The 23,037-nt window shown below is 69.5% G+C and carries 17 protein-coding genes; 6 read left to right on the forward strand and 11 right to left on the reverse strand.

Going from position 1 to position 23,037, the window contains the following annotated elements:
• Positions 1–180: 180 nt before the first annotated feature.
• The gene (gene dnaB / locus ACWEFB_RS19765) at positions 181–2,997 is read right to left on the reverse strand and encodes a replicative DNA helicase (protein WP_452287295.1); all 2,817 of its coding nucleotides are present in this window, start codon (positions 2,995–2,997) and stop codon (positions 181–183) included.
• A gap of 412 nt (positions 2,998–3,409) precedes the next feature.
• On the opposite strand from dnaB, the gene ACWEFB_RS19770 reads away from it, so the two are divergent.
• Complete coding sequence (locus ACWEFB_RS19770; protein WP_452287297.1) at positions 3,410–5,908, forward strand: hypothetical protein; 2,499 nt, start codon at positions 3,410–3,412, stop codon at positions 5,906–5,908.
• A 93-nt stretch (positions 5,909–6,001) separates the two neighbouring features.
• Here the strand turns inward: ACWEFB_RS19770 and rplI are convergent, their stop codons facing one another.
• The 4 genes from rplI to rpsF form a co-directional block, all read right to left on the reverse strand.
• Entirely contained in the window at positions 6,002–6,451 is a 450-nt protein-coding gene (rplI, locus tag ACWEFB_RS19775) for a 50S ribosomal protein L9 (protein ID WP_452287299.1), read from the reverse strand.
• Positions 6,452–6,465: 14 nt separating this feature from the next.
• Positions 6,466–6,705 (reverse strand): 30S ribosomal protein S18, encoded by a 240-nt coding sequence (gene rpsR / locus ACWEFB_RS19780; protein WP_007073789.1) that lies wholly within the window; start codon positions 6,703–6,705, stop codon positions 6,466–6,468.
• A gap of 44 nt (positions 6,706–6,749) precedes the next feature.
• Positions 6,750–7,298, reverse strand: a complete 549-nt coding sequence (locus ACWEFB_RS19785) for a single-stranded DNA-binding protein (protein WP_452287301.1) — start codon at positions 7,296–7,298, stop codon at positions 6,750–6,752.
• 82 nt (positions 7,299–7,380) lie between these two features.
• A complete protein-coding gene (rpsF, locus tag ACWEFB_RS19790) occupies positions 7,381–7,671 on the reverse strand; it encodes a 30S ribosomal protein S6 (RefSeq protein WP_121157770.1) in 291 nt (96 codons plus the stop codon).
• 860 nt (positions 7,672–8,531) lie between these two features.
• Here rpsF and ACWEFB_RS19795 point away from each other — a divergent pair.
• On the forward strand, positions 8,532–9,308 hold the full coding sequence (locus ACWEFB_RS19795) for a deoxyribonuclease IV (protein WP_326561838.1): 777 nt from the start codon (positions 8,532–8,534) through the stop codon (positions 9,306–9,308).
• A 13-nt stretch (positions 9,309–9,321) separates the two neighbouring features.
• Positions 9,322–11,844, forward strand: coding sequence for a hypothetical protein (locus tag ACWEFB_RS19800; RefSeq protein ID WP_452287304.1), 2,523 nt, complete (start codon positions 9,322–9,324; stop codon positions 11,842–11,844).
• A gap of 109 nt (positions 11,845–11,953) precedes the next feature.
• Here ACWEFB_RS19800 and ACWEFB_RS19805 read toward each other — a convergent pair whose 3' ends face one another.
• The 3 genes from ACWEFB_RS19805 to ACWEFB_RS19815 all read right to left on the reverse strand — a co-directional run bounded on the left by ACWEFB_RS19805 (position 11,954) and on the right by ACWEFB_RS19815 (position 17,218).
• Positions 11,954–13,492 carry a glycosyltransferase family 87 protein gene (locus tag ACWEFB_RS19805; RefSeq protein WP_452287306.1) on the reverse strand — a complete coding sequence of 513 codons (1,539 nt, stop codon included), beginning with the start codon at positions 13,490–13,492 and terminating at the stop codon, positions 11,954–11,956.
• A 121-nt stretch (positions 13,493–13,613) separates the two neighbouring features.
• On the reverse strand, positions 13,614–16,115 hold the full coding sequence (locus tag ACWEFB_RS19810; RefSeq protein ID WP_452287308.1) for a transglycosylase domain-containing protein: 2,502 nt from the start codon (positions 16,113–16,115) through the stop codon (positions 13,614–13,616).
• Between the two features lie 641 nt (positions 16,116–16,756).
• Complete coding sequence (locus ACWEFB_RS19815) at positions 16,757–17,218, reverse strand: DUF5318 domain-containing protein (RefSeq protein WP_326561843.1); 462 nt, start codon at positions 17,216–17,218, stop codon at positions 16,757–16,759.
• 176 nt (positions 17,219–17,394) lie between these two features.
• Here ACWEFB_RS19815 and ACWEFB_RS19820 point away from each other — a divergent pair, with 176 nt between their 5' ends.
• Positions 17,395–18,042 (forward strand): helix-turn-helix transcriptional regulator, encoded by a 648-nt coding sequence (locus ACWEFB_RS19820; RefSeq protein ID WP_442792090.1) that lies wholly within the window; start codon positions 17,395–17,397, stop codon positions 18,040–18,042.
• Positions 18,043–18,062: 20 nt separating this feature from the next.
• The gene (locus ACWEFB_RS19825) at positions 18,063–19,142 is read left to right on the forward strand and encodes an inositol-3-phosphate synthase (RefSeq protein ID WP_326561844.1); all 1,080 of its coding nucleotides are present in this window, start codon (positions 18,063–18,065) and stop codon (positions 19,140–19,142) included.
• Between the two features lie 106 nt (positions 19,143–19,248).
• On the opposite strand, the gene ACWEFB_RS19830 is transcribed toward ACWEFB_RS19825, so the two are convergent.
• Both ACWEFB_RS19830 and ACWEFB_RS19835 read right to left on the reverse strand, forming a co-directional pair.
• Positions 19,249–19,755 (reverse strand): methylated-DNA--[protein]-cysteine S-methyltransferase, encoded by a 507-nt coding sequence (locus ACWEFB_RS19830; RefSeq protein ID WP_452287311.1) that lies wholly within the window; start codon positions 19,753–19,755, stop codon positions 19,249–19,251.
• A 22-nt stretch (positions 19,756–19,777) separates the two neighbouring features.
• A complete protein-coding gene (locus tag ACWEFB_RS19835; protein WP_452287313.1) occupies positions 19,778–20,422 on the reverse strand; it encodes a hypothetical protein in 645 nt (214 codons plus the stop codon).
• A gap of 422 nt (positions 20,423–20,844) precedes the next feature.
• Here ACWEFB_RS19835 and ACWEFB_RS19840 point away from each other — a divergent pair, with 422 nt between their 5' ends.
• Positions 20,845–21,402, forward strand: coding sequence for an NADPH-dependent FMN reductase (locus ACWEFB_RS19840; protein WP_452287315.1), 558 nt, complete (start codon positions 20,845–20,847; stop codon positions 21,400–21,402).
• 87 nt (positions 21,403–21,489) lie between these two features.
• Here the strand turns inward: ACWEFB_RS19840 and ACWEFB_RS19845 are convergent, their stop codons facing one another.
• Positions 21,490–22,995: a CCA tRNA nucleotidyltransferase gene (locus ACWEFB_RS19845; protein WP_452287317.1), complete on the reverse strand. Its 1,506-nt coding sequence runs from the start codon at positions 22,993–22,995 to the stop codon at positions 21,490–21,492.
• Positions 22,996–23,037 lie beyond the last annotated feature (42 nt).

Here is a 23,037-nt window from a genome sequence, read left to right on the forward strand (position 1 = left end):
GCTGAGCCACCGTTAGCTTTCCCATGGGTCGAGCCGGCCTGCCTCGACGACGCAACAGACCTCGGATTGCCTGCCGGGTAACCCCGTGCATCTCGGCGATTTTGGTAATGCACTCACCTGCGTCGGCCCGGTAGAGAACCTCGACCTTCTGCGAGGCCGTTAGTCGGACAATAGGAGCGCTCATACAATCGCCATATCCACGAACCGCGAGAGATGAAGCTGCGCCGCAACTGTCACAGTATCCGTCGGTCCATTTCTGTGTTTCGCTACAATAAAGTCCGCCTCACCGGCGCGCGGCGACTCCTTGTCGTAGTAGTCGTCGCGGTGCAGCAGGATGACAACGTCCGCATCCTGCTCAATTGACCCAGATTCGCGTAAATCGGACAGTTGTGGTCGCTTGTCCGTACGTTGCTCCGGTCCGCGGTTCAGCTGGCTGACCGCGATGACCGGGCACTCGACCTCCTTGGCCAGCAGCTTCAGCCCCCGGGACAGCTCCGCGACCTCCTGCTGGCGGCTCTCCGTCTTCTTCGGCGAACTCATCAGCTGGAGATAGTCGACCACGATCATTTTGAGGTCGTGCCGCTGCTTGAGCCGGCGCGCCTTGGCCCGGATCTCCATCAGGTTCATGTTCGGGGTGTCGTCCACGAACAGCGGGGCCTCACTGATCTCGCCCATGCACCGGGCCAGCTTGGTCCAGTCGTCGTCGGAGAGCTGCCCACTGCGCAGCACGTGCAGCGGTACGCGCGCCTCGGCCGAGAGCAGTCGCATGACGATCTCGACCTTGCTCATTTCGAGCGAGAAGATCGCCGCCGCCTGGTTCACTCGAATAGCAGCATTTCGGGCAAAGTCCATAGATGCGGTGCTGTTGTGCGTGGGGATCATCGTCTCGCCAGCAAGGTACAGGTGGTCCTCGTTGTCGACGGTGACGCAGCGGACCGGCACGCTGGGAACCGGACGCACGGCAACGATGAACCGGGAGCCGCTGCGGACCTCCGAATCGGTTCTGCGTCGAGTTCGGTGCGTTTCCTGCTTCCGTCGCAGACGGAACATGACGTCGTTGGTCGAGAAGTTCAACGTGTACGCCGTCGACGACTCGGGCGCGCGTCCCCGTACCTTCTTCTCGTTCGCCGTGCACCGGTACCCGAGGCTGACGACCAGTTCTCGGACGTCGTATGCCAGCCGCCGAGATGTCGAGACGTACTGGATGTTTCCGGCGGGAGCGACCGTGCCGTCAGTATCGAGCAGCCCCGCCAGAAGTGCTCGACGCTGGGCTTCGGATGCCCGGAGGTAACTCTGGGGAATGTGCTTGTTGTTGAGCACGCCGATCGACTGCAGCATCCCCCCGAAAGACCCGAACGTACGGTGACAGTCCTCGCACCGCCGGCTACCACTGCGCTTCTCGATCGATATGGATCGCTTTTCGCAGGTAGCGCAACTGGAGGGGATGGCCGGCAGTGGCGGCGGGCTGATCGCGTAGAGCATCGGGGTGGTTTGGCGGACGAGAAGACCGGACTCCTCGATGTAGGTCGCTATTTCGGGATCGGCACTGGTGAAGCGACCACCAGCACTGTGACCGTCCCCGAGCCACACCCCCAACGCGTACGGAGGCACGAGAAGTTCTTGCTCCGGAAGTACCAGCGGGGCGCAGTTTTCAACCGCGTGGTTGAGACGTTGATCAGCAGTGTCGGTGCGCAGGGTGGCAGCGATGTGCTCGGTTGTAACCACGCTCTGCTGTGCCGCCTGGTCCAGCGTCTCGACCCAGCCCTCGGCGCGATCCAGCAAGCTCGAATACAACACCCGTGCGGAGTACGTTTGAGCGGGACGGCCTCGTCGCCCCGTCCCGACAGATGATCGGACCGACTGGACCGGCAGGCCACGCACCACGCGTTGAAGGGTGCTCTTGAACTCCGGGCCGACCAGAGCAAGCGCTTCCTGGACGGAAAGGTCCGAATCCGGTGCTGTCGCGTGCTCCTGGTAGACGCACCGCAACCCGGTCAGGGCATCGCCGGACCAGCCGATCTGCCGGCGGATACTGCCGCTGCGGCGGCTTGCCCTGGTTGTTGTTTTCCACAGGTGCTCAGCGTCCGCGACGATGACCGACCCGTCGGAGAACTCGACCTCGTAGCACGGCCGGTCGTGCATCACCTCGAAAGCGGCCGTCACAACGGTTGGCCGGCCGTCGGCACCCAACAGCTGATCACCCTCGCGCACCGTCCCCATGGTCGTCCACCCATCTGGGGTCGGCAGCGGCGTGTCGAGCGCCAGCGCCTTGCCCAGACCGGGTCGACCGGCAACGATGATCAACTGGCCGGGGTGCAGGCCGTTGAGCAGGCGGTCCAAATCGCTGAAGCCGGTGGGTACACCGGTCATCATCCCGCCCGAGGCACCGACCGCCTCGATCTCGTCGAGCGTGGGCTGCAGCATGTCGGCGAGGACCGCGAAGTCCTCGTTCACCCGCCGCTCGGTGACGTCGTACACCGCCTGCTGGGCCAGGTCGACCACGTCGTCGACGTCGCGCCCGCCGCCGGCCGCGGAACCGTACCCGAGCTGGACGATCCGGGTCCCCGCCTCGACCAGCCGGCGCAGCACCGCGCGCTCACCGACGATCCGGGCGTAGTAACCGGCGTTCGCGGCGGTCGGCACGCTGGCGATCAGCGTGTGCAGGTACGGCGCACCACCGATCCGGCCCAGGTCACCGGAGTCGGCCAGGGCCGCCGCCACGGTGATCGAGTCGGCCGGCTCTCCCCGCCCGTACAGGTCGAGGATGATGTCGAAGATCGTGCCGTGTACGGGCCGGTAGAAGTCGTTGGTCTTGAGGATCTCGACCACGTCGGCGATGGCGTCCTTGGACAGCAGCATCCCACCGAGCACGCACTGCTCAGCCGCGATGTCCTGCGGCGGGGTCTTGTCGAACTGACCGTCTCGCTGGGGCGGTGGCCCTCCGGCGGGTGGCCCCGTCGACCTGGCCTCCGCGCGTATGTCATCGCTGACCGACACCGACTCCCCCCTCCGCTGGACCGGCTGTCTCTGAGCGATACCGCCGAGGTACGACAAGTTTTCGCTTGCTGTCCGACCGACCGGGCTGGCCGGAGGACGTCGCGTCAGGGGCGGGGATCCGCTGTTAACCATACGAAAGTCGAGGTCAGGACCCCAAACGCGGCGGTGGACGAGCCTCGGGACAACCTGTGGACAGTGGGCACCAGGGTGTGCGCGGCCCTGTGCACAGGCTGTGCATAACGGCTGGGGAAGGTAACCTGTACCAGCCGTGACTTGGGCGTACTCCGTCCCCACGGTGTGGAGGAAAGAAAAACCCAGAAGATCCGTCCGAGCTGGCAGGATTATGCCGACATCGACAGATCCGTCTGGACGGTCGATTGCTATTCGATCTCAGAAAGGTCACGCTCCGACCGTGGACTATCGGGACTGGGGGCGCGGTGAGCTCACCCGCCCCGTGCGGCGACCAGCCGACGCCTGGGTCGATGATGGCGATCCACGCCCCGGTGACCCCTACTCACACACCGGCGACGGTTACGAACCCACCGGTCGCCGTCGTGGCGCGCACCGCAGTGACCCGGAGCGGTACACCCCGAGCTGGGCGCGGGAGTCCGCCACCGAGGCGCGGGACGACTACGGCCGTACCGATGACAACGCCCGCTACCGAGACGATCCGGAGCCGGGTCGGCGCTGGGCGAACGACACCGGCAGCACCGCGCGCGACACCGGCACCACCGCGCGCGACACCGGATCGGCGCGTACGACCGGGTCCGGCACGGACAGTTCGGCAACGGACTACTGGACCGCTCCGACCGGTTGGCAGGGCACCGAACCGACGCGTGGTCGACGGCGACGGGCCGAGCCGGACGACCGGCCGGCGGACGGTGCGGGTCGACACGCGGACAACAGCGACAACCGGGCCGGTGACAGCCTCACCGACCGCCGGGACGGCGACGGATACGACCGCCAGCGGCGCAGCCGCTCCGAACGTACGCAGACGACCGACAGCACCTGGAGCGACTCCGGGGTGGGCACGGACGACACCCGTACCGGTGGTTCACGGGCCGGCGGCACCCGGCGGCGTTCCGATCGCCGGAGCCGGGACTGGTCGGACGACGCGGCGCCCCTGGACGGTCGGGACGGTTCCGCCGGCACCAGCCGGTGGAGTTCCGGCAGCGACACCACGATCGGCGGTGAGCAGCGGCGGAGCCGGACGACCGGGGACTCCCGGTCGGGCCGTTCGGCGGATGCCGCCCGCTGGGAGCGGTTCGACGACACCGGCGTCTGGGACCGGGACGACCTGGACGCACAGCTCGGCGCGACGGATCGCACCGACCGGGCGAGCCGGGCCGGTCGGACGGCGCGTGGCGGCACCTCGGCGGAACCGCGCCGCGCAGACCGGACCGAGCGGGCCGACCGGTCGGACCGAGCCGACTCCACGGGCCGCGCGGACCGGGCAGGCCGAGCAGACCGGGCGGGCCGAGCCGACTCCACGGGCCGCGCCGACCAGGCCGGTGCAGACCGGGCGGGCCGAGCCGGATCCACGGGCCGAGTCGGTCGCGTGGACCGAAGCGACCGGGCAGGCGGAGCCGAGCCCACGGACCGGCCGGGCCGGGCAGGCCGAGCCGAGCCCACTGACCGGGCAGACCGGGCGGGCCGAGCAGGCCGAGCAGGCCGGGCCGAGTCCACGGACCGGACAGACCGGGCAAGCGGAGGCGGCCGAGCAGTCCCCACGGAGCGAGCAGGCCGCGGGGACCGAACGAAGCGGGCGGATCGGGCGGGCCGGGCGGACCGGGCCGGGCGCGCGGACCTGCGGGCGGTGCCCGAGCCGGACGACCGGGTACGGCCGACGCGGTCCGAGCCGCCGGAGCCGGTGACCGACGAACCCTCGACGGGTCGGCGCAGCCGTGACAGGTTCACCGAGACCGGCCAGTGGAACCGGGTGACCGACACCGGTGACCGGCGTCGGGAGGCCGAGTCGCGGCACCGGGCGGCCGACACCGGGCAGTGGGACCGGTTCGACGACACCGGCGTCTGGGACCGGTTCGACATCGACAACCCGGATGCCGAGGATGGCACCGGGGTCTGGAGTTCGTTCAGCGAGACCGGCCGGTGGGATCGGTCCACGGACACCGGGCAGTGGGACCGGTTCACCGACACCGGCGTCTGGGACCGTAGCGAGCTGGCTGCGCTGGACGAGCCGGATCGGCGGGACACCGGTGCAACCCCGCCCTGGCGCGACCGGGACGCCTTCTGGTCGGGCACCCGCCTCGCCGGCGATGACCCGCGCTGGATGGAGACTCCCACCTCCGCGCCACGATCTCCGGCGGTGGCGTACCCGCGTCCGCCCCGGACCAGACCGCCCGGCCCGTCGGCGGCGCCGACAACGGGGGCCCGGCCCGCACCCACCGTCCCGGTCGAACGGCGTACCGGGCGAGGTGGACGGAGCACCCAGACCACCCGTGGAGCGGGGAGCGGGCAGATTCCGCAGTCCGGACTGGCGAGCCTGCCCGGGCGGAGCAATCGGCCCGAGCGGAGGATCGAAGAGGACCTGCTCGACACGGAGCCCGGCAGTCATCTCGCCGCGGTGCTCTACACCGCCGCCTGGTACGCCGTACCGGTGCTGGTCTTTTTCGTCTGGCTGGTGACCCTGGACAACAGCGTGCCGGCCGGTTGCGTGACCGATCCGACCGGTGGCGGATGTGACTCCGAGCGGGCGCAGGCGCTGGCCTCGATCCTCGGTGCCGCGCCGCGCTTCGGTGCCGCGCTGATGGGCAGCCTGGTGGTCGCGCTGCTGCTGCGCTGGGTGAGCCGATCCTGGCGACCGGCCAGCCTCGGGCTCGCCTCGGCGGTTGTCGGCGGTGGGCTCTCCACGGTGCTGTACAGCGTGGTCACCGGTCAGCAACTCGGCTGACCCCGGGACCGCCGCCGGCCCCGGTCCCGACTCCGGTGCTCCAACGAGTGAAGGCCGCACCCGAGGGTGCGGCCTTCACTCGTCAGTCCCGAACTAGCGGCTCTGCACCACGTTCAGGTCGAACTTGGCGGTGACCTCCGGGTGCAGCTTGACCCGCACCGGGTACGCACCGACCGATTTGATGTGGCCGGGCAGTTCCAGCCGGCGCCGGTCGAGGACCGGGCCGCCGGCGGCCTTGACCGCGTCGACGACCTCGGCCGGGGTGACCGAGCCGAAGAGGCGGCCGCCTTCGCCGGCACGCGCCTTGAGGCTGATCTTGAGGCCCTGGAGCTGGCCTGCAACCTCGGTGGCGTGGCCGAGGTCGCGGATCTCACGGGCCGAGCGGGCCCGCTTGATGACCGAGACCTGCTTCTCCGCACCCTTGGTCCACACGATGGCGAAGCCCTGCGGCAGCAGGTAGTTACGGCCGTAGCCGTCCTTCACCTCGAGGACGTCGCCCGGGGAACCGAGACCGGACACTTCCTGCGTCAGGATGACCTTCATATCGGCGTCTCCTCTCAGCGGGCCGTGGCCGTGTACGGCAGGAGCGCCATCTCACGGGCGTTCTTGACCGCACGGGCGATCTGGCGCTGCTGCTGGGAGGTAACCCCGGTCACCCGCCGAGCGCGGATCTTGCCGCGATCGGAGATGAACTTCCGCAGCAACGCGGTGTCCTTGTAGTCGATGTAGGTGATCCCGTCCTTGTCGAGCGGGTTCACCTTCTTCTTCGGCTTGCGCAGTGCCGCAGCCTTTGCCATTGACCTTGCTCCTGGTTTGCGATCTCGAGTACTCGGCGGTGCCATCAGAAAGGAGGCTCCTCATCGAAGTTTCCGCCGCCCGAACCAGAGGCCGAGGAGGACGGGGCTGCCGTGGCCCAGGGGTCGTCGAAGTTTCCTCCGCCACCCTGCTGGCCACCACCGCCACCGCCACCGCCGGAGGCACCGAAGCCGCCACCGCCGCCACCGGAGCGCGACATCTTCTGCACCTTCGCCGTGGCGTACCGCAGCGACGGGCCGATCTCGTCGACCTCCAGCTCGATGACGGTGCGCTTCTCACCCTCGCGGGTCTCGTAAGACCGCTGGCGCAGCCGACCCGAGACGATCACGCGGGCACCCCGCTGCAGCGACTCGGCGACATGCTCCGCTGCCTGCCGCCATACGGTGCAGGCAAGGAAGAGCGGGTCCCCGTCCTTCCACTCGTTCGTGCCCCGGTCCATGAACCGGGGCGTCGAGGCGATCCGGAACTTGGCGACCGCCGCACCGGACGGGGTGAAACGCAACTCGGGGTCATCGGTCAGGTTGCCGATGACCGTAATGGTGGTATCTCCTGCCATGGCCAACTCCTCGCGCACTCATAAGCCTCCGCCGTAGGCTGCCAGAGCAGTACGACAGAGCGCTTGAGGCTGATCCGGGCGTGCCGGGAAAGAATGCGCGTCAGCGCGTTTCCGGCCGGATGACCTTGGTGCGCAGCACGGACTCGTTGAGTCGCAGCTGACGGTCCAGCTCAGCCACCGCCGCAGGGGATGCCTGCAGATCGATGACGGCGTAGATGCCCTCGGCCTTCTTGTTGATCTCGAACGAGAGGCGCCGACGGCCCCACACGTCGAGCTTCTCCACCGAGCCACCCGCGGTGCGGATCACGTTGAGGTACGTGTCCAGCGACGGGGCGACGGTGCGCTCCTCGAGGCTTGGATCGAGGATGACCATGATCTCGTAATGACGCAAGACGTGCTCACCTCCTATGGGCTAACGGCCACGGTCCTTCCGTGGCAGGAGGTCGTGCGTCGTTGCCCGGTGACCGGCGGGGGGACCCGTGGTTACACAGACAACCTGACCAGGATACCCGGTGACGTACGGAGACGTTCACCGGGCGTACGGGGTGTTGACAGGCCCCCTTCCCACCGAAGATCGATGGGAAGGGGGCCTTCCTTGCAGAGCCGCGGGGCGCCCTATCCGCATTCTTTGGGTGGGACCTGGGGAGGAACGACCACACCGATGAGGTTGGATAGGAGGCGCCCCGCGGAGCCTACTGAGTTGTCATCTTACGCCACAACCGTCCGTGTTGCTCGTTGAGCGAGGATAGCCCGAATTGCCCCAACACTGACGCCCAGCACGCAGATCGTGGCGATGAGCGCGAGCAGCCGGGTCAATCCGGCGTCCCGGACCGGTTCGGCCGGCACCATCGGCTGCTCCACCGGACTGGCGGGGCGGGCCGACGGTGCAGCACTCCCCTCCGCCGCGCCGGGCCGCGCGACGGAGGGGGGCCATGGATCAACGTCAGTCGTACGTCCGACCGCCGGCGCCATCGCGACCTGCCCACCCACCGCAGCCGCCAGCGGCGGCGCGCCGGCGAACAACGCGGCCACAACCACGGTGGCGCGACGGTGTCGGAGCAGCGACGGCACTTCTTCGTCCCTCGGGTCGGCAGCGGTTCCGGCCCTGATCCGAACACCGGACCAGGAGTCTCACCACTGCTAACGACCGGTCCGGCAGGCGGTAACGCAGCCCGCTCCGAGGCACCGCAGCGCGCCAGCCGTCGGCTGCCGCGCTGCCGGCGTGGGCACACGGGACGTAGGCTCGCCCTCATGCGTATCGGAGCCCACGTCGATTCTGCGGACCCGCTGGACGAGGCCACCCTCCGCAAGGCGGACACGGTGCAGTTCTTCCTCGCCGATCCCCAGGGCTGGAAAGCACCGGAACCCAGGGCGGACGCCGACCGGTTACGGGCCGCCGAGGTCGACGTCTACATCCACGCGCCGTACGTGATCAACGTGGCGACGTTGAACAACCGGATCCGGATCCCCAGTCGCAAGCTGCTGGTGGAGCACGCCAACGCGGCGGCGACGGTGGGCGCCCGTGGACTCATCGTGCACGGCGGACATGTGAACAAGGGCGACGACATCGCGAAGGGTTTCGACAACTGGCGGAAGACCTTCGCGTACGCGGCCGAGTCCGGTGGGTTCGCCACCCCGGTGCTGATCGAGAACACCGCCGGTGGCGACAACGCGTGTGCCCGCCGGTTCGACTCGCTCGCCCGGCTCTGGGACGCGGTCGGCGAGTACGGCGTCGGCTTCTGCCTGGACACCTGCCACGCCCACGCCGGTGGTGAGGACCTGCTCGACATCGTGGACCGGGTGAAGGCCATCACCGGCCGGATCGACCTGATCCACGCCAACGATTCCAAGGACGGATTCGACTCCGGCCGCGACCGGCACGACAATCTCGGGCAGGGAAAAATCGATCCCGACCTGGTGGTCGCCGTCATCCGCGCGGCCGGCGCCCCGGTTGTCGTGGAGACACCGGGCGGGGCCGACGGCCAGGGCGCGGACATCGCATACCTGCGCGACCGCGTGGGCCGGTAGGAAAAGCAGGCTGATGACAACGGACCAGTCGAACGCCACCGACGTGCCCGCCGACGCGGCGGCCCAAGCGACCACCGGCACCGACGAGTCGGCCACCAACCCGGCCGGCTCCACCAGCACCGGATCCGGCCGCGGCAAGCCCGCCAATGGGTCGGACGCCGCAGGCAAGACCGCCAATGGGTCGGACGCCGCAGGCAAGACCGACCAGCCCGGGACGGCGACCAGGTCCGACGCCACCAATCAGCCGGACCCGAACAGCAAACCCAACACGAACGCCGGGACCGGACGACGCAGCAGGTCGAACGCCGGCAAGCCGGGTCCGGACGCGGACAGCAAGCCGGACGCCGGCAAGCCGGACACGAAGACCGATCCGGACGCGACCAGCAAGCCGGGTCCGAAGGCCAGCGCGGCCGCGAGCAGCAAGCCGGGCCCGAGCGACGGGCCAGAGCGCCCCGGTACGACCAGCCCCGCCAAGAAAGGCGAGAAGGCTGGCGCAGAAAGCGACGCGAAGGCTGGCGCAGGAAGCGGCGGGAAGGGTGCGGCCAAGAGCGGCGAGAAGCCCGGCACCGGTGCCGGTTCTGCGGCGACGGCTGCCGAACCGACGGTGATCGACCTCGGCGTGATCAAGCCGAACGCTCCGGCACCGGGGCCCCGCCCGCCGTGGTGGCGGCGAACCTGGCCGCTGCGCCGGGCAGGCGCCACCGTACAGCTCAAGCCGCCGGCCGAGGCGAGCGCGGCCGATCAGCCCGAGGGCGATCCGGTCGATCGGTGGTCGGCGTTCGCTCCGGCCCCGGAGCCGACACCCGGTCGGTTGAGCCGGATCACCCGGGTCCTGGTGCACGAGTGGACCCTGGCCGGCCTGGCCAGCCTGGTGCTTGCCGTCGTACTGACCTGGCCGACGTTGCGCTATCCCGCACACACGATTCCGCAGGACATCTGGGACCCGACCCTCCAGGCCTGGCAGATGTCCTGGTCCGGGCACATTCTGATGACCAACCCGGCGCTGCTCTGGCAGTCGAACGCGTTCTACCCGGAGTCGTGGAGCTTCGCCTTCTCCGACACCCTGCTCGGGTACGCCCCGGCCGGGATGATCGGGCACGGGCCGGTTGCCGCGTTGGTCCGCTACAACATCATCTTTGTGCTGGCCCACGCCCTCGCCACCGTCGGCGCGTACGCGCTGGTGCGCCAGCTCGGGGCGGGCCGGATCGGGGCGGCGGTCGCCGGGGTGGCGTTCGCGTACCCGCCGTGGCTGCTCTCCCAGGCCGGGCACCTGCACATCATCTCCAACGGTGGCATTCCGCTGGCGCTGGCGATGCTGGCCCGGGGACACGGCTGGTCGTTGCGGCACGGCTTCCGGCCCGAGCGCAAGCACGCCGGCTGGGCGCTCGGCGGGTGGCTGGTCGCCGCCTGGCAACTCAGTCTCGGCTTCGGCATCGGCCTGCCGTTCGCGTACCTGCTCGCGGTGATCTTCATCGTCTCCGCGGTGACCTGGTTCGTCCGGCGTACCTGGTTCTGGCCGGAGCGCCGACCGCTCGGCGTACGGCTGCTCCTGGCCGACTTCTGGGGTGCGGTGATCTTCGCGGGGATCGGCGTACTGCTCGCCATCCCGTACTTCCGGGTCGCCGAGCTGCACCCGAACGCCAAACGTACGGTCGGCGACCTCGCCCTCTACTCGCCACCGCCGAGCGGTTTCGTCGTCGCGCCGCAGGAGTCGCTGCTCTGGGGCCGGCTGCACGAAGCGGCGCGGGCCGGGTTGCCGTGGGCCCCGGAGAACACGCTCCTGCCCGGGTTCGTGCTCTACGCGCTGGCCCTCGCCGGCCTGTTCTTCTCCATCTGGACCATCCGGCAGCGCCTGCTGCTGTTGGCCGGGGTGCTGGTCAGCGGCATCCTGACGCTGGGTACGGAGTTCTTCGGCGGCCGGTTCACCTACCTCCCGCTCTTCGAGCACCTGCCCGGTTGGGACGGGCTGCGCACCCCGGGCCGGTTGATGATCTGGACCACGCTGCTGCTCGGGATACTCGCCGCCGGATCGGTGAGCGCGTTCGCCAAGCGGGCACGGGAGATCTCGGCGGCGGAACGGATCCCGCCTCGGCCCGGCCCGCTGCTGCGTCTGGCCACCCTGCTGCCGCTGGTGCTGGTGCTGGCCGAGGGGCTGAACTCGACCCCGACCCCGATCGTCCCCGCCCAGCCGGCGGCGATGCGTACGGTCGACGGGCCGGTCCTGGTGCTCCCGTCGGACCAGGGCACCGACCAGCACGTGATGCTCTGGTCGACGAGCCGGTTCCAGGACGTGGTGAACGGCGGCAGCGGGTTCACCCCGGACTCCCTGGCGCAGGCACGCGAGCGGACGCAGGCGTTCCCCGACCAGGAGAGCGTCGACTACCTGCGCGGGCTCGGGGTGAAGACGGTTGTCCTGCTCAGGGACCGCGCGGTCGGTACGCCCTGGGAGCGCGCCGCCGACCAGCCGGTGGACCAGTTCAACATCAGGCGTGAGGACAGCGGCGACACCGTCGTCTTCCACCTCGACGGAAGCTGACCCCGGGACCCGAGCCTGTGCTCGGCCCCGGCCGGAACGAAAGCGGCCCGGTTCCCCCGAAAGTTCGGGTGGACCGGGCCGCTTCGACTTCTGCCCCTCGGTGTGCCCGCTAGGCCACCGGCACCGGCTCGTCGGACGTGGGCGGTTCGGGGGAGGCACCGGAGTCGGCCGCCTTCCGTCCCGTACGCCATCGGGTGAACCACGGTGCGTCCGCCGCGCCGTCCAGTACCCCGCCGTCGGGGTCGTCGTCGTAGGTGGCGCGTACGGGGTCGAGTTCGGGGCGGAGGATCTCCCGCACGATCAGCCCGCAGAGTACGGCCACGGTGGCCAGCCGGAGGGTGGCGGCGAGCACGAACACCCCCTCCGGGAAGACCTGTTTGCCGGAGGCGCCGAGCAGTTCGCCGTAGAAGGCGACGAAGTAGCAGACCTCGGCGAACTGCCAGGCCAGGAACGCGCCCCAGCGGGGCCGGGCGAGCACCAGCAGCGGCAGCAGCCAGAGCGTGTACTGCTGGGACCAGACCTTGCTGAAGATGAGGAACGCGGCCACCACGAGGAAGGCGAGTTGGGCCAGCCTCGGCCGGCGCGGCGCGAGCACCGCCAGCAGGGCCACGCCGACGCAGGCCAGCCCGAACAGGACGTACGTCAGGTAGTTGAGGGTGGGGTCCACGTGGTTGCTGAGCCACTGGAACGGTCCCTGGTCACCGGGGTTGCCGCTGTTCCACTTCCCGTCCAGGTAGCGACCGATGTACCAGAGCGTGCCCCAGTCGATCGGCCGCTCGGTGTTCAGCTCGAAGAACCGGTTCCAGCTCTCCCGGTAGGGGATCGCCACCGGGAGGTTGACCGCGACGACCGTGACGACGGCGGTGCCGGCGGCTATCAGCGCCTGTTTCAGCCGGTTCGCTCGGACGGCCAGCACTATCAGCGGGCCGAAGATGAACAGCGGGAAGAGCTTCGCCGCGCCGGCCAGGCCGAGCAGGATGCCGGCCGCGACGGGTCGGCGCCGGGCCCAGGCGTACATCCCGAAGGCGGCCAGGCCGATGGCGAGCAGGTCCCAGTTCACGGTGGCGGTGACCAGCAGCGCGGGTGACAGGGCGAACAGCGCCGCGTCCCAGGGTCGGCGGCGGCGCAGCGACAGCAGCATGGCCACGGTCGCGACCGCCAGGGCGCTGAGCACGATCGCGTTGACGTTGTAGAACCACATGCCCTGGTTGAGGCCGGGACGGGACTCACCGAGCGCGTGTACGGGCAGACCCAGGGCGCCCATGAAGTAACCGGTCACCACCGGGTACTCGACCGGGTGGTCCGCGTAGGGCACCTTGCCCTCGTTGAGGCCCTCGGCGTAGTAGAGCGCGAGCACGTCGGTGTAGCAGAGCCGGGTGTACTGGACGTTGTTCTGCCACGCGCCGTCCTGGCAGGGCGACTTCTGCACCCAGTGCAGGGCGAGGGTGAGGCAGGTCAGCGCCAGCACGATCCGGGCGGCGCTCCAGAAGACGACGCCGCCGCGTCCACCGCCGCGCGGTCGGCCGGCGGCGTGTTCGCCCATCGGCCCGCCGATCGCCTCGGCCAGTCCGCGGACGAAGCCGTCCGAGCGGGAGGGGTGGTCCACCTTTTCAGGCTCGTCGATGCCTGCCGTCGACTGCGCGCTCATGAACAGGCATCCTGCCGTACGCGACCGTCATCCGTCCCGCCCGGTCCGCCCGTGTCGGCGGCCGGGTACGGAAATGGGCCGGCGGCCGGGTGATTACCCGGCCGCCGACCCGTCAGATCGATCAGTTCCGCGTACGCGGGGTGGGGGTCACGGTTCCGCCACCACCGCCGCCACCGCCCTCGGGTCGACCCGGGTTGTTGGGCTGGCCCGGTTGGTTCGGGTCGTTGGGCTGGCCCGGTTGGTTGGGCTGGCCGGGCTGGTTGGGCTGACCCGGCTGGTTCGGCTGGGTCGGGACGGTGCCCGGCGGGCAGAAAATCGGGATCGGGTTGTCGCAGGTCACCGGCGGCGGTGGCGGTGCGACACCGTTACCGGCGTCCGGGTCACCGAAGTCCTTCGGCGGGTCGGCGAACTTCTCCGTCTTCTTGCCCTTGAGGGCGGCGTTCATGAAGTCTTTCCAGATGTCGGCGGGTAGCCCGTTGCCGCCGATCGCCGACTTGTTCTTGTCCTTGATCGCCTTCAGGTCACCGACGTTGCCGACCCAGACCGCGGTCGCGACCTGCGGGGTGGCGCCGACCATCCAGGCGTGGGCGTTGTCCTTGCTGGTCGGGCTCAGTTCCCAGGTGCCGGTCTTGCCGGTCGCGGGACGGTTGCCGGACAGGGTGTCCTTGTTCGCCGCGGGGATCTTCTCCAGCACCGCGTTGACGCTGTCCGCCACCTCGGTACGGATCCTCTGCTCCACCTTGATCTGCTCGCCGCCGACCTTCGTCCATTCGCCGGTGTCCTTGTTCTTCTGCTCGACCTTCGCGATGAAGTGCGGCTTGCTGTACTTGCCCCGGGCGGCGAGCGTGGCCACACCGGTGGCGTGGTCGAGCACGGTGATCGCGTACTGGCCGTAACCGACGTAGGTGTCGAACGGGGAGTCCTTGCCGGAGCCCTTGAGCAGGTCGTACGGCTTGCCGTCGTCGGTCCACATGGTGGTGACGCCGGCGGCCTTGGCCATGTCGACCACCTTGTCCACGCCGATCTTCTCGGTCACGTGGTAGAAGGGCACGTTGTACGACTGGACGGTGGATTCCAACAACGAGCAGTTCTTGGCACAGCTCGCGTTACGACCGGCGTTCTGCACACTCGGGCCGTTGCCACCGACCTTGAACGGCGACGCGTCCCAGTGCGAGTCGACCGCGATACCGGCTTCCAGCGCCGCCGCCAAGGTATAGATCTTGAAGGTCGAGCCCGGCGGATGGCCACCGGTGAGTGTGCCTTCCATGTTCTTGCCGGCGTAGTCGTGACCGGTGCCGTTGTCACCACCGAAGTAGGCCAGCACCCGCCCGGTCCCCGGTTCGATCGCCACTGCGGCGGCCATCAGGTTGTCCGGCTGGTCGCTGAGTTCGGAGCCCTTGGCCTTGCGCCAGGCGGCGGCCTCCAGCGCCTTCTGCATCTTGCCGTCGATGGTGGTGGTGATCTTGTAGCCGCCGTCCCGGATCTCCTTGACACAGGCCTCGGCGCTGGAGCAGATCTTCTTTTCCACCATCTCGTCGCGCACGTAGTTGACCACGTTGCCGACCGGGGTGTTGATGCCGCACTCGGTGGCGCAGGCGGTGTTGGGCGGGAAGACCTGCGGGTACTCGACCGGCCGCTGGTCGGCCGGCAGCCACTTCTTCTCCACCATGCCGTTGAGGACGTAGTTCCACCGGTCCTTGGCAGCCTCGGGGTTGTCCGCCGGGTCGTAACCCTTGTGCCCGGTCACCTCGTCCGGCTGCGGCTGCTTGATCACGGCTGCCAGCACCGCGCCCTGGGCGGGGGTGAGCTTGTCCACCGGTACGTGGAAGTACGCCTGCGCCGCCGCGTCGATCCCGTACGCGCCCCGACCGAAGTAGATCGTGTTCAGGTAGAACTTCATGATCTCGGGCTTGCTGTACCTCTCGTTCAGCTTGGACGCCAGCACCGCTTCTTTGATCTTCCGGCCGTAGCCGCCGCTGAGTTCCATGGCGTTGCGGGCGTACTGCTGGGTGATCGTCGACGCGCCCTGCTTGGTGCCGCCGGTGAAGTTGTTCCAGGCTGCCCGGGCGATACCCACGTAGTCGAGACCGCCGTGGGTGTAGAAGTTGCGGTCCTCGGCGGACGCGACCGCCTGCTCGACGTAGTCGGGGATCTGCTCGATCGTGACGAAGTTCCGGTTGTACTCGCCCATCTTCACCAGTTGGGTGGTGCCGTCGCTGGCGTAGATGGTGCTGGAGAGCGGGAGCGCCAGGTCCTCCGGCAGCACCACCGTGGTCGAGTAGTACGTCGTGGCCACGACGCCACCACCGGCGAGCATGATCAGTACGGCGAAACCGGCGATGAGCCAGTTGATCCGCTTACGAATCTTGGCCTTGCGCAGCGACTCGGGGTCGGTGCCGCCCCGCCGGCCGCGCCGCCCGGGACCGTCCGGTCCACCGGGGCCACCGGGTCCGTTCGGACCACCCGGTCCACCGGGACCGCCCGGACCGGCTGGTGAGATCGGGCGGACGCTGGCCCGACCGGCGATCCCCGCGCTGCCGACCGAAGCGGAACCGACCGAAGCGGAGCCGACGCTGGCCCGCCCGACCCGCGCCCGACCGGCTCCGACGGAGGCCGAGCCCACGGAGGCGGAACCGACGGAGGCCGACCCGACCGAAGCCGAGCCCACCGAGGCGGAACCGACCGAAGCCGAACCTCTCGACGCCGTTCCTCTGGCTCCGGGACCGGCGGGGGCCGATCCCGAGGCGACCGGGCCGCCCGGGGGCGCGCTGCGCGGGCCGGAGCCGGGGCCACCTACCGAGGCGGAACCGACCGAGGCCCGTCCACCGGCGGCAGGGCCGACCGAAGCGGAACCGCGTGGCGCGGACGCCGCTCGGTTGTTGCCGTTCGAGCCGCCGTTGGCCGACCAGCCGGCACCGGCGCCATCCGGCGCGGCCGAGCGGTAGGTCGGGGAGGCGTCCGGAGCCGGACGCCGGTACGGGTCGTCCGCCGTGGGTCCGGGTTCGCCGTTGGGCCCTGAACCATGGGCCTGACCGCGTGCGGAACTGGGGTCGCCGTACGAGTTCATCTGTCACACCCTGCCGGTCGCAGTGGGGCGCGCCAGCGCCACCACCGGGTTGCCGTGAGCTAGGACACGCTGCAAGCCTGACCGGGATTGCCCATTGCCTGCAGCCATTTCGGGAATAACCGGACTTATCCGGTTAGAAATCCGCCACTCGCCCTGACTGGTCAAGGAAACCGTGCTAGGGGCCGGGGGCGGTGGGTTCACCGTTGCGCCTCACGCCTTCGACGAGCTGTCGGGGTCCGGGAGCCCGTGGCTGCCATCGCCTCGCCGCCACCGGCGTCACCCTGATCGGTCGCCAGACCGTCCCGCCCGAGCAGATACTGCTCGACGAGGTGGTTCCAGTTGCAGCCCTGGCAGACCTCGACCACATACACCTGGAATTCACGCACAGTCATGGCGAGCACGGGTAGCTCCGCCAACCTGCGTGCCTGACCGGCGGACTGCTTGAGCTCATCGCCGTAAATGTAGTGGACGTGCGTGAGATTCTCGCGCCGGCAGATCGGGCACCGCACCTCGGTCGGCTCGCCGTGGAAGTGAGCGGCGTTCTTCAGGTACGGAGACGCGTCGCAGACCTCGTAGGTGCCGACCCGTCCGGCGTAGACCTCGCGCAGCACCGCCCGCTTCTGGAGCGAGTAGTCCACCACCCGGCGCTGCGTACGCATGCGGTGAAGGGTACGCGGTTCGGCCCGGCGAGGCGACCACCGTCACACCCTGTGACGACACGCATGCCGATCCGGGGTTTGCCCTTGCCGCGCCGGGGGTCTACGGTGCGATGTATCGGGCCGATACATCGGGTGGATTACCGGAGCACAAGCGGGGAATGGAGGACTGGCACCTGATGCTTGAACTCGCCATTCTCGGCCTCCTCCAGGAGTCCCCTATGCACGGCTACGAGCTGCGCAAGGAACTCGCCGCCAAGCTCGGCGCCATCCGCGCGGCGATCAGCTACGGCTCGCTCTACCCGACGCTACGCCGGCTGCAGGCGGCCGGCTGGATCGTGGAGGCGGCCGAGACCTCGGTCACCACCGAGGTGGTTCCGGCACTGACGAGTCGCCGGGGCCGGGTGGTCTACAAGATCACCGCAGAAGGCAAGGAGCGGTTTGCCGAGCTCATCGCGCAGACCGGCCCGGAGACGTACGAGGACACCGGATTCGGGGTGCACTTCGCGTTCTTCGCCCGTACCGACCAGGCAACCCGGCTACGGATCCTGGAAGGTCGCCGACGCAAGATCGAGGAACGTCGCGAAGGTCTGCGCGACGTGCTGGGCCGGGCGGCCGAGCGCCTCGACGCGTACACACTCGAACTTCAGCGCCACGGGCTGGACGCCTGCGAACGCGAAGTCCGCTGGCTGGAGGAGCTCATCGCAAACGAGCGCTCCGGCCGGTCCCCGGCGGCACCCTCCGGTGCCGGCGGGACCCCATCAACCGAGATAAGCCCGTCTCCGCCTGGACGACAGCAGTCCAGCAATGAGCCGGAGCGGCCGTGATAAAGAAGGAGGCAAACGCGATGGGCTCCGTCCGCGTCGCCATCGTCGGTGTCGGAAACTGCGCCTCGTCCCTGGTACAGGGCGTGGAGTACTACCGCAATGCCGACCCAAACGACCGCGTGCCGGGTCTCATGCACGTTACCTTCGGCGACTACCACGTCTCCGACGTGGAGTTCGTCGCGGCGTTCGACGTGGACGCCAAAAAGGTGGGCATGGACCTGGCCGAGGCAATCGTGGCCAGCGAGAACAACACCATCAAGCTGGCTGACGTGGCGCCGACCGGCGTCACCGTCCAGCGCGGTCCGACCCTGGACGGGCTGGGCCAGTACTACCGGGAGATCGTCCAGGAGTCCGACCGCGAGCCGGCCGACGTCGTGCAGGCACTGCGTGACGCCCGGGTCGACGTGGTCGTCTCCTACCTGCCGGTCGGCTCCGAGCAGGCGGACAAGTTCTACGCCCAGGCGGCGATCGACGCCGGCTGCGCGTTCGTGAACGCGCTCCCCGTGTTCATCGCCTCCGACCCGGCGTGGGCGCAGAAGTTCACCGACGCCGGTCTGCCGATCATCGGCGACGACATCAAGAGCCAGGTCGGTGCGACGATCGTGCACCGCGCCCTGGCCAAGCTGTTCGAGGACCGCGGGGTCGAGCTGCTGCGCACGTACCAGCTCAACTTCGGCGGCAACATGGACTTCATGAACATGTTGGAGCGCACCCGCCTGGTCTCCAAGAAGATCTCGAAGACCCAGTCGGTCACCTCGCAGATCCCGCACGAGATCAACAAGGGCGACGTGCACATCGGCCCGTCGGACCACGTGCCGTGGCTGGACGACCGCAAGTGGGCGTACATCCGGCTCGAGGGTCGCTCCTTCGGCGACGTACCGCTGAACGCCGAGCTCAAGCTCGAGGTGTGGGACTCGCCGAACTCCGCGGGTGTCATCATCGACGCGGTTCGCGCCGCGAAGATCGCCCTGGACCGGGGCATCGGCGGGCCGATCCTCTCGGCCTCGTCCTACTTCATGAAGTCCCCGCCGGTGCAGTACTCCGACCACGACGCCCACCAGTCGGTCGAGGACTTCATCGCGGGCACCGTCGAGCGGTAGTCAGCCCGCGGTGAGCACCAGACGCTGAGCGACGTTCAGCACTTCGAGGGCCGGGTCCGTTGGATCCGGCCCTCGCTGGTTCTCGGTCCGCCCCTCGCTGGTCGACTCAGCCCCAGGCCCGCTGCAACGCGACACCGGCCTCGATCTCGAGCAACTGCCGCTTGCGGGGCAACCCGCCGCCGAAGCCGACCAACTTGCCGCCCGCCCCGACGATCCGGTGGCACGGCACGATGACCGGGATCGGGTTGCGGTTGCAGGCAACCCCGACGGCTCGGGCCGCACCCGGATCGCCCAGGGCGGTGGCCACCTCGCCGTACGTGCGCATCTCCCCGTACGGGATCGCCGACATCTCCCGCCAGACCGCCCGTTCGAAGTCCGAGCCGCGACGGACCGAGAGCGGGACGGTGAAGTCGGTCAGCTCACCGGCGAAGTACAACCGGAGCTGGTCGACCGCCGCCCGGCGCCACCGCCCATCCTGTGCGGCTGGCGCCTCCGGTTCCGTCGCGGCGGGAACCGCGCCGTCGACCGGGCCGAAGTGCACGCCGCAGATCCCCTCGTCGTCGGCGGCCACGGACAGTTCACCGATCGGTGTGTCGAGCACGGTCCAGCGCATCGCCCCATTATCCAAGGCGAGGTCAGACCCGGTCGAGCTGCTCGGCGAGGCGGGCCGCGACGGCCCGAACCCCGCTCTCACCTCCGGGATCGGGCAGGTTGAGCGTGGAAACCAGCGAACCCCGCCGTACGACCACGAAGTAGGAGACCGTCGCGGGCGCGTCGGCGGTCACGATCCTGCCCCGCACCAGCAGCGCCGCGTCACCGGCGAAGTCCGAGTCGAGCAGGCTGAACGAAACCTGCCCGCCGTACGCCGGATAGCTCGCGCACGTCTCCAGCACCCGGCGTACGTCCTCCACCGCCCGCGTGGCCCAGTCCGGCTCGTACGCCTCGACCACCTGGAGGGCGGCGGCCCGGGGTGACGCGCGCAGGTACTGGCGGGCGACGCTGTCGCGCCGGTGTCGCTGCGCCGGGAAGTCCGCGTCCCGGTACGCCGGGCAGTCCTCCTGTGCCCACGGCCAACGGGTGCCGTCCGCCGAGGTGGTGCCGGTGGTCCAGTCGCCGCCGAGCGCCTCCGCCCCGAGCAGCGCCGGCTCGACCGCGGCGGGACCGCTCGCCGGCCCGTCCGCCGCCGGTCCGCCACCGCAGGCCGACAGGGTCATCCCGGCCAGCGCGAGCAGTGTCACGACGAGCGTCGACACCGCCCGCATCGGCGCGATCGGCATCATCCGCTTCTCCCGGTGGTTGACCACGCCAGTAGGACGCGGCCCCCCGGAGCCGGCGTTGCATCCGCCGCGCCACCATCGACGCCACGGATCGGCGGCCGGCCGGCGGGCAGCCCGGACGCCGTTCCGGTCCGGGGCCTGGACCCGACCGGGTCGGGCCGCCGTACGCACCGGCCGTTCCGTGCCGTGACCAGGGGAGTCGTGACGCTTGACGGAAGGCCGGACCTGCGCGGGTCGGGCATGCGATGCTGGCGCCAACCGGACCTTTCGCCCTACGGCTACGCCAGACCGGTGGTTGCGTGGGCACACGATCCGGGTACCCGTGAGTCGTGCGTCACGTCCGATGATCCCACCAAGGGTGACGTGTCATCCTGGCTAAGGCGCTGTCTAAGGATGACACGTCACCCTAGTAAAGGAAGATCTCAATGACCAAGGTAGCCATCATCCTCGGCAGCACCCGGCCGGGTCGTAACGGCGAGGCTGTCGCACGCTGGGTCTACGACCTCGCGAGCAAGCGCACCGACGCCGAGTTCGAGTTGGTCGACATCGCGACCTTCAACCTCCCGCACCTCGACGAGGCAATCCCGCCGTCGATGGGCCAGTACGCCAACGACCACACCAAGGCGTGGGCCTCGAAGATCGCGGAGTTCGACGCGTACATCTTCGTCACCCCGGAGTACAACCACTCCACCTCGGGTGCGCTGAAGAACGCGATCGACTACCTGTACGGCGAGTGGAACAACAAGGCGGCCGGCTTCGTCAGCTACGGCTCCCTCGGCGGCGCCCGCGCGGTCGAGCACCTCCGCCTGATCATGGCCGAGCTGCAGGTGGCGACCGTCCGCGCCCAGGTCGCGCTCTCCCTGCACAGCGACTTCGAGAACTACAGCGTGTTCAAGCCGGCCGCGATGCACGACGACGCGCTGAACACCGTGCTCGACCAGACGGTCGCCTGGGGCCGCGCGCTCGAGACCCTGCGCAAGTAATCGCCACACCCCGGTACAACCAGAACGGGGCGGTGTCCGGACCGGACGCCGCCCCGTTGCCGTGACCGCCTGCGCGGTGACCCGTTCTCAGCCCGCGAGGCCCTGGTCCCGCGCCCAGCGTTGCAACTCCGCCTCGGCCTCGTCCCGGTCCATCGGCCCACGCTCCAGGCGCAGCTCCTTGAGGTGGCGCCACGCCTGCCCGACCAACGGACCCGGCGGTACGCCCAGCAGCTCCATGATCGCGTTGCCGTCCAGGTCGGGCCGGACCCGAGCCAGGTCCTCCTCCGACTGGATCCGGGCGATCCGCTCCTCCAGCGCGTCGTAGTCCCCGGCGAGCTGCCGCGCCTTGCGCCGGTTACGGGTGGTGCAGTCCGACCGGGTCAGCTTGTGCAGCCGCGGCAGCAGGTCACCGGCGTCGGCGACGTACCGCCGGACCGCCGAGTCGGTCCACTCGCCCCGGCCGTACCCGTAGAACCGCAGGTGCAGCCCGACCAGCGCGACCACCTGCGAGATCACGTCCTTGGGGTAGCGCATCGCCTTCATCCGCTGCTTGGTCAGCTTGGCCCCGACCACCTCGTGGTGGTGGAAGCTGACCCGCCCGTCCGGGCCGACCGCCTTCGTCGCCGGCTTGCCCGCGTCGTGCATGAGCGCGGCCATCCGCAGGATGAAGTCGCAGCCGTCCTCCTCCAACCGGACCGCGTTGCTGACCACGGTCAGGGTGTGCTCGTACACGTCCTTGTGCTGGGCGTGCTCGTCGATCTCCAGCTTCAGCCCGGACAACTCAGGCAGGAACCGGTCGGCCAGGCCGGTGTCGACCAGCAGCCGCAGGCCGGTGATCGGATCCGCGCCGCAGAGCAGCTTGGTGAACTCGTCCCGGATCCGCTCGGCGGTGATCCGGTCCAGGTCGGCCGCCATCGCGACCATCGCGGCGTGCACCTCCGGCTGCACGGCGAAGCCGATCTGGGCCGCGAACCGGGCCGCGCGCAGCATCCGCAACGGGTCGTCACCGAAGGACTCCCGCGGCGTTCCCGGCGTACGGATCAGCCGGGCGGCCAGGTCGGCGAGCCCACCGTACGGGTCGGTGAACACGTGTCCGGGCAGGCTGACCGCCATCGCGTTGATGGTGAAGTCCCGCCGCCGCAGGTCGTCGACCAGGTTCGTGCCGTACTGGACCACCGGGTTGCGGGTGATCTGGTCGTACGACTCGGCCCGGAAGGTGGTGATCTCCAGCCGCAGTCCCTCGCGCTGTGCGCCGATGGTGCCGAACTCGCGTCCGGTCTCCCAGGTCGCCTCGGCCCAGCCCCGGAGCACCCGCAACGTGTCGTCCGGATGGGCGTCGGTGCAGAAGTCGAGGTCGTCGCCGAGCCGGCCGAGCAGCGCGTCCCGGACCGAGCCGCCGACCAGGTGCAGTTCGTGACCGGCACGGGCGAATCGGCGTCCCAGCTCGTCGGCGACGGGGGAAACCCGCAACAGTTCGGCGACGGCGTTGCGTTGGACGGTGGTCAACCCGGCCTCGGAGGGCTGGGGCGCGGCTGGTCCAGCGGCGGGTGCTGCGGCTGGTCCGGCGGCGTCGGGAGCGGAGGTTTCGGACATGGGAACGCCAGCCTATCGGTCCGACCCGGGTCGTACCCCGGC

The sequence above is a fragment of the Micromonospora sp. NPDC004704 genome, assembly GCF_053601675.1.

What these genes read in the sequence shown, in the direction of transcription:
- rplI (WP_452287299.1), bottom strand. Translation starts at nt 6,451, where the DNA reads ATGAAGGTCATCCTGACGCAGGAAGTGTCCGGTCTCGGTTCCCCGGGC.
- rpsR (WP_007073789.1), bottom strand. Translation starts at nt 6,705, where the DNA reads ATGGCAAAGGCTGCGGCACTGCGCAAGCCGAAGAAGAAGGTGAACCCG.
- ACWEFB_RS19795 (WP_326561838.1), top strand. Translation starts at nt 8,532, where the DNA reads ATGCGTATCGGAGCCCACGTCGATTCTGCGGACCCGCTGGACGAGGCC.
- ACWEFB_RS19800 (WP_452287304.1), top strand. Translation starts at nt 9,322, where the DNA reads ATGACAACGGACCAGTCGAACGCCACCGACGTGCCCGCCGACGCGGCG.
- ACWEFB_RS19805 (WP_452287306.1), bottom strand. Translation starts at nt 13,492, where the DNA reads ATGAGCGCGCAGTCGACGGCAGGCATCGACGAGCCTGAAAAGGTGGAC.
- ACWEFB_RS19815 (WP_326561843.1), bottom strand. Translation starts at nt 17,218, where the DNA reads ATGCGTACGCAGCGCCGGGTGGTGGACTACTCGCTCCAGAAGCGGGCG.
- ACWEFB_RS19820 (WP_442792090.1), top strand. Translation starts at nt 17,395, where the DNA reads ATGCTTGAACTCGCCATTCTCGGCCTCCTCCAGGAGTCCCCTATGCAC.
- ACWEFB_RS19825 (WP_326561844.1), top strand. Translation starts at nt 18,063, where the DNA reads ATGGGCTCCGTCCGCGTCGCCATCGTCGGTGTCGGAAACTGCGCCTCG.
- ACWEFB_RS19830 (WP_452287311.1), bottom strand. Translation starts at nt 19,755, where the DNA reads ATGCGCTGGACCGTGCTCGACACACCGATCGGTGAACTGTCCGTGGCC.
- ACWEFB_RS19835 (WP_452287313.1), bottom strand. Translation starts at nt 20,422, where the DNA reads ATGATGCCGATCGCGCCGATGCGGGCGGTGTCGACGCTCGTCGTGACA.
- ACWEFB_RS19840 (WP_452287315.1), top strand. Translation starts at nt 20,845, where the DNA reads ATGACCAAGGTAGCCATCATCCTCGGCAGCACCCGGCCGGGTCGTAAC.
- ACWEFB_RS19845 (WP_452287317.1), bottom strand. Translation starts at nt 22,995, where the DNA reads ATGTCCGAAACCTCCGCTCCCGACGCCGCCGGACCAGCCGCAGCACCC.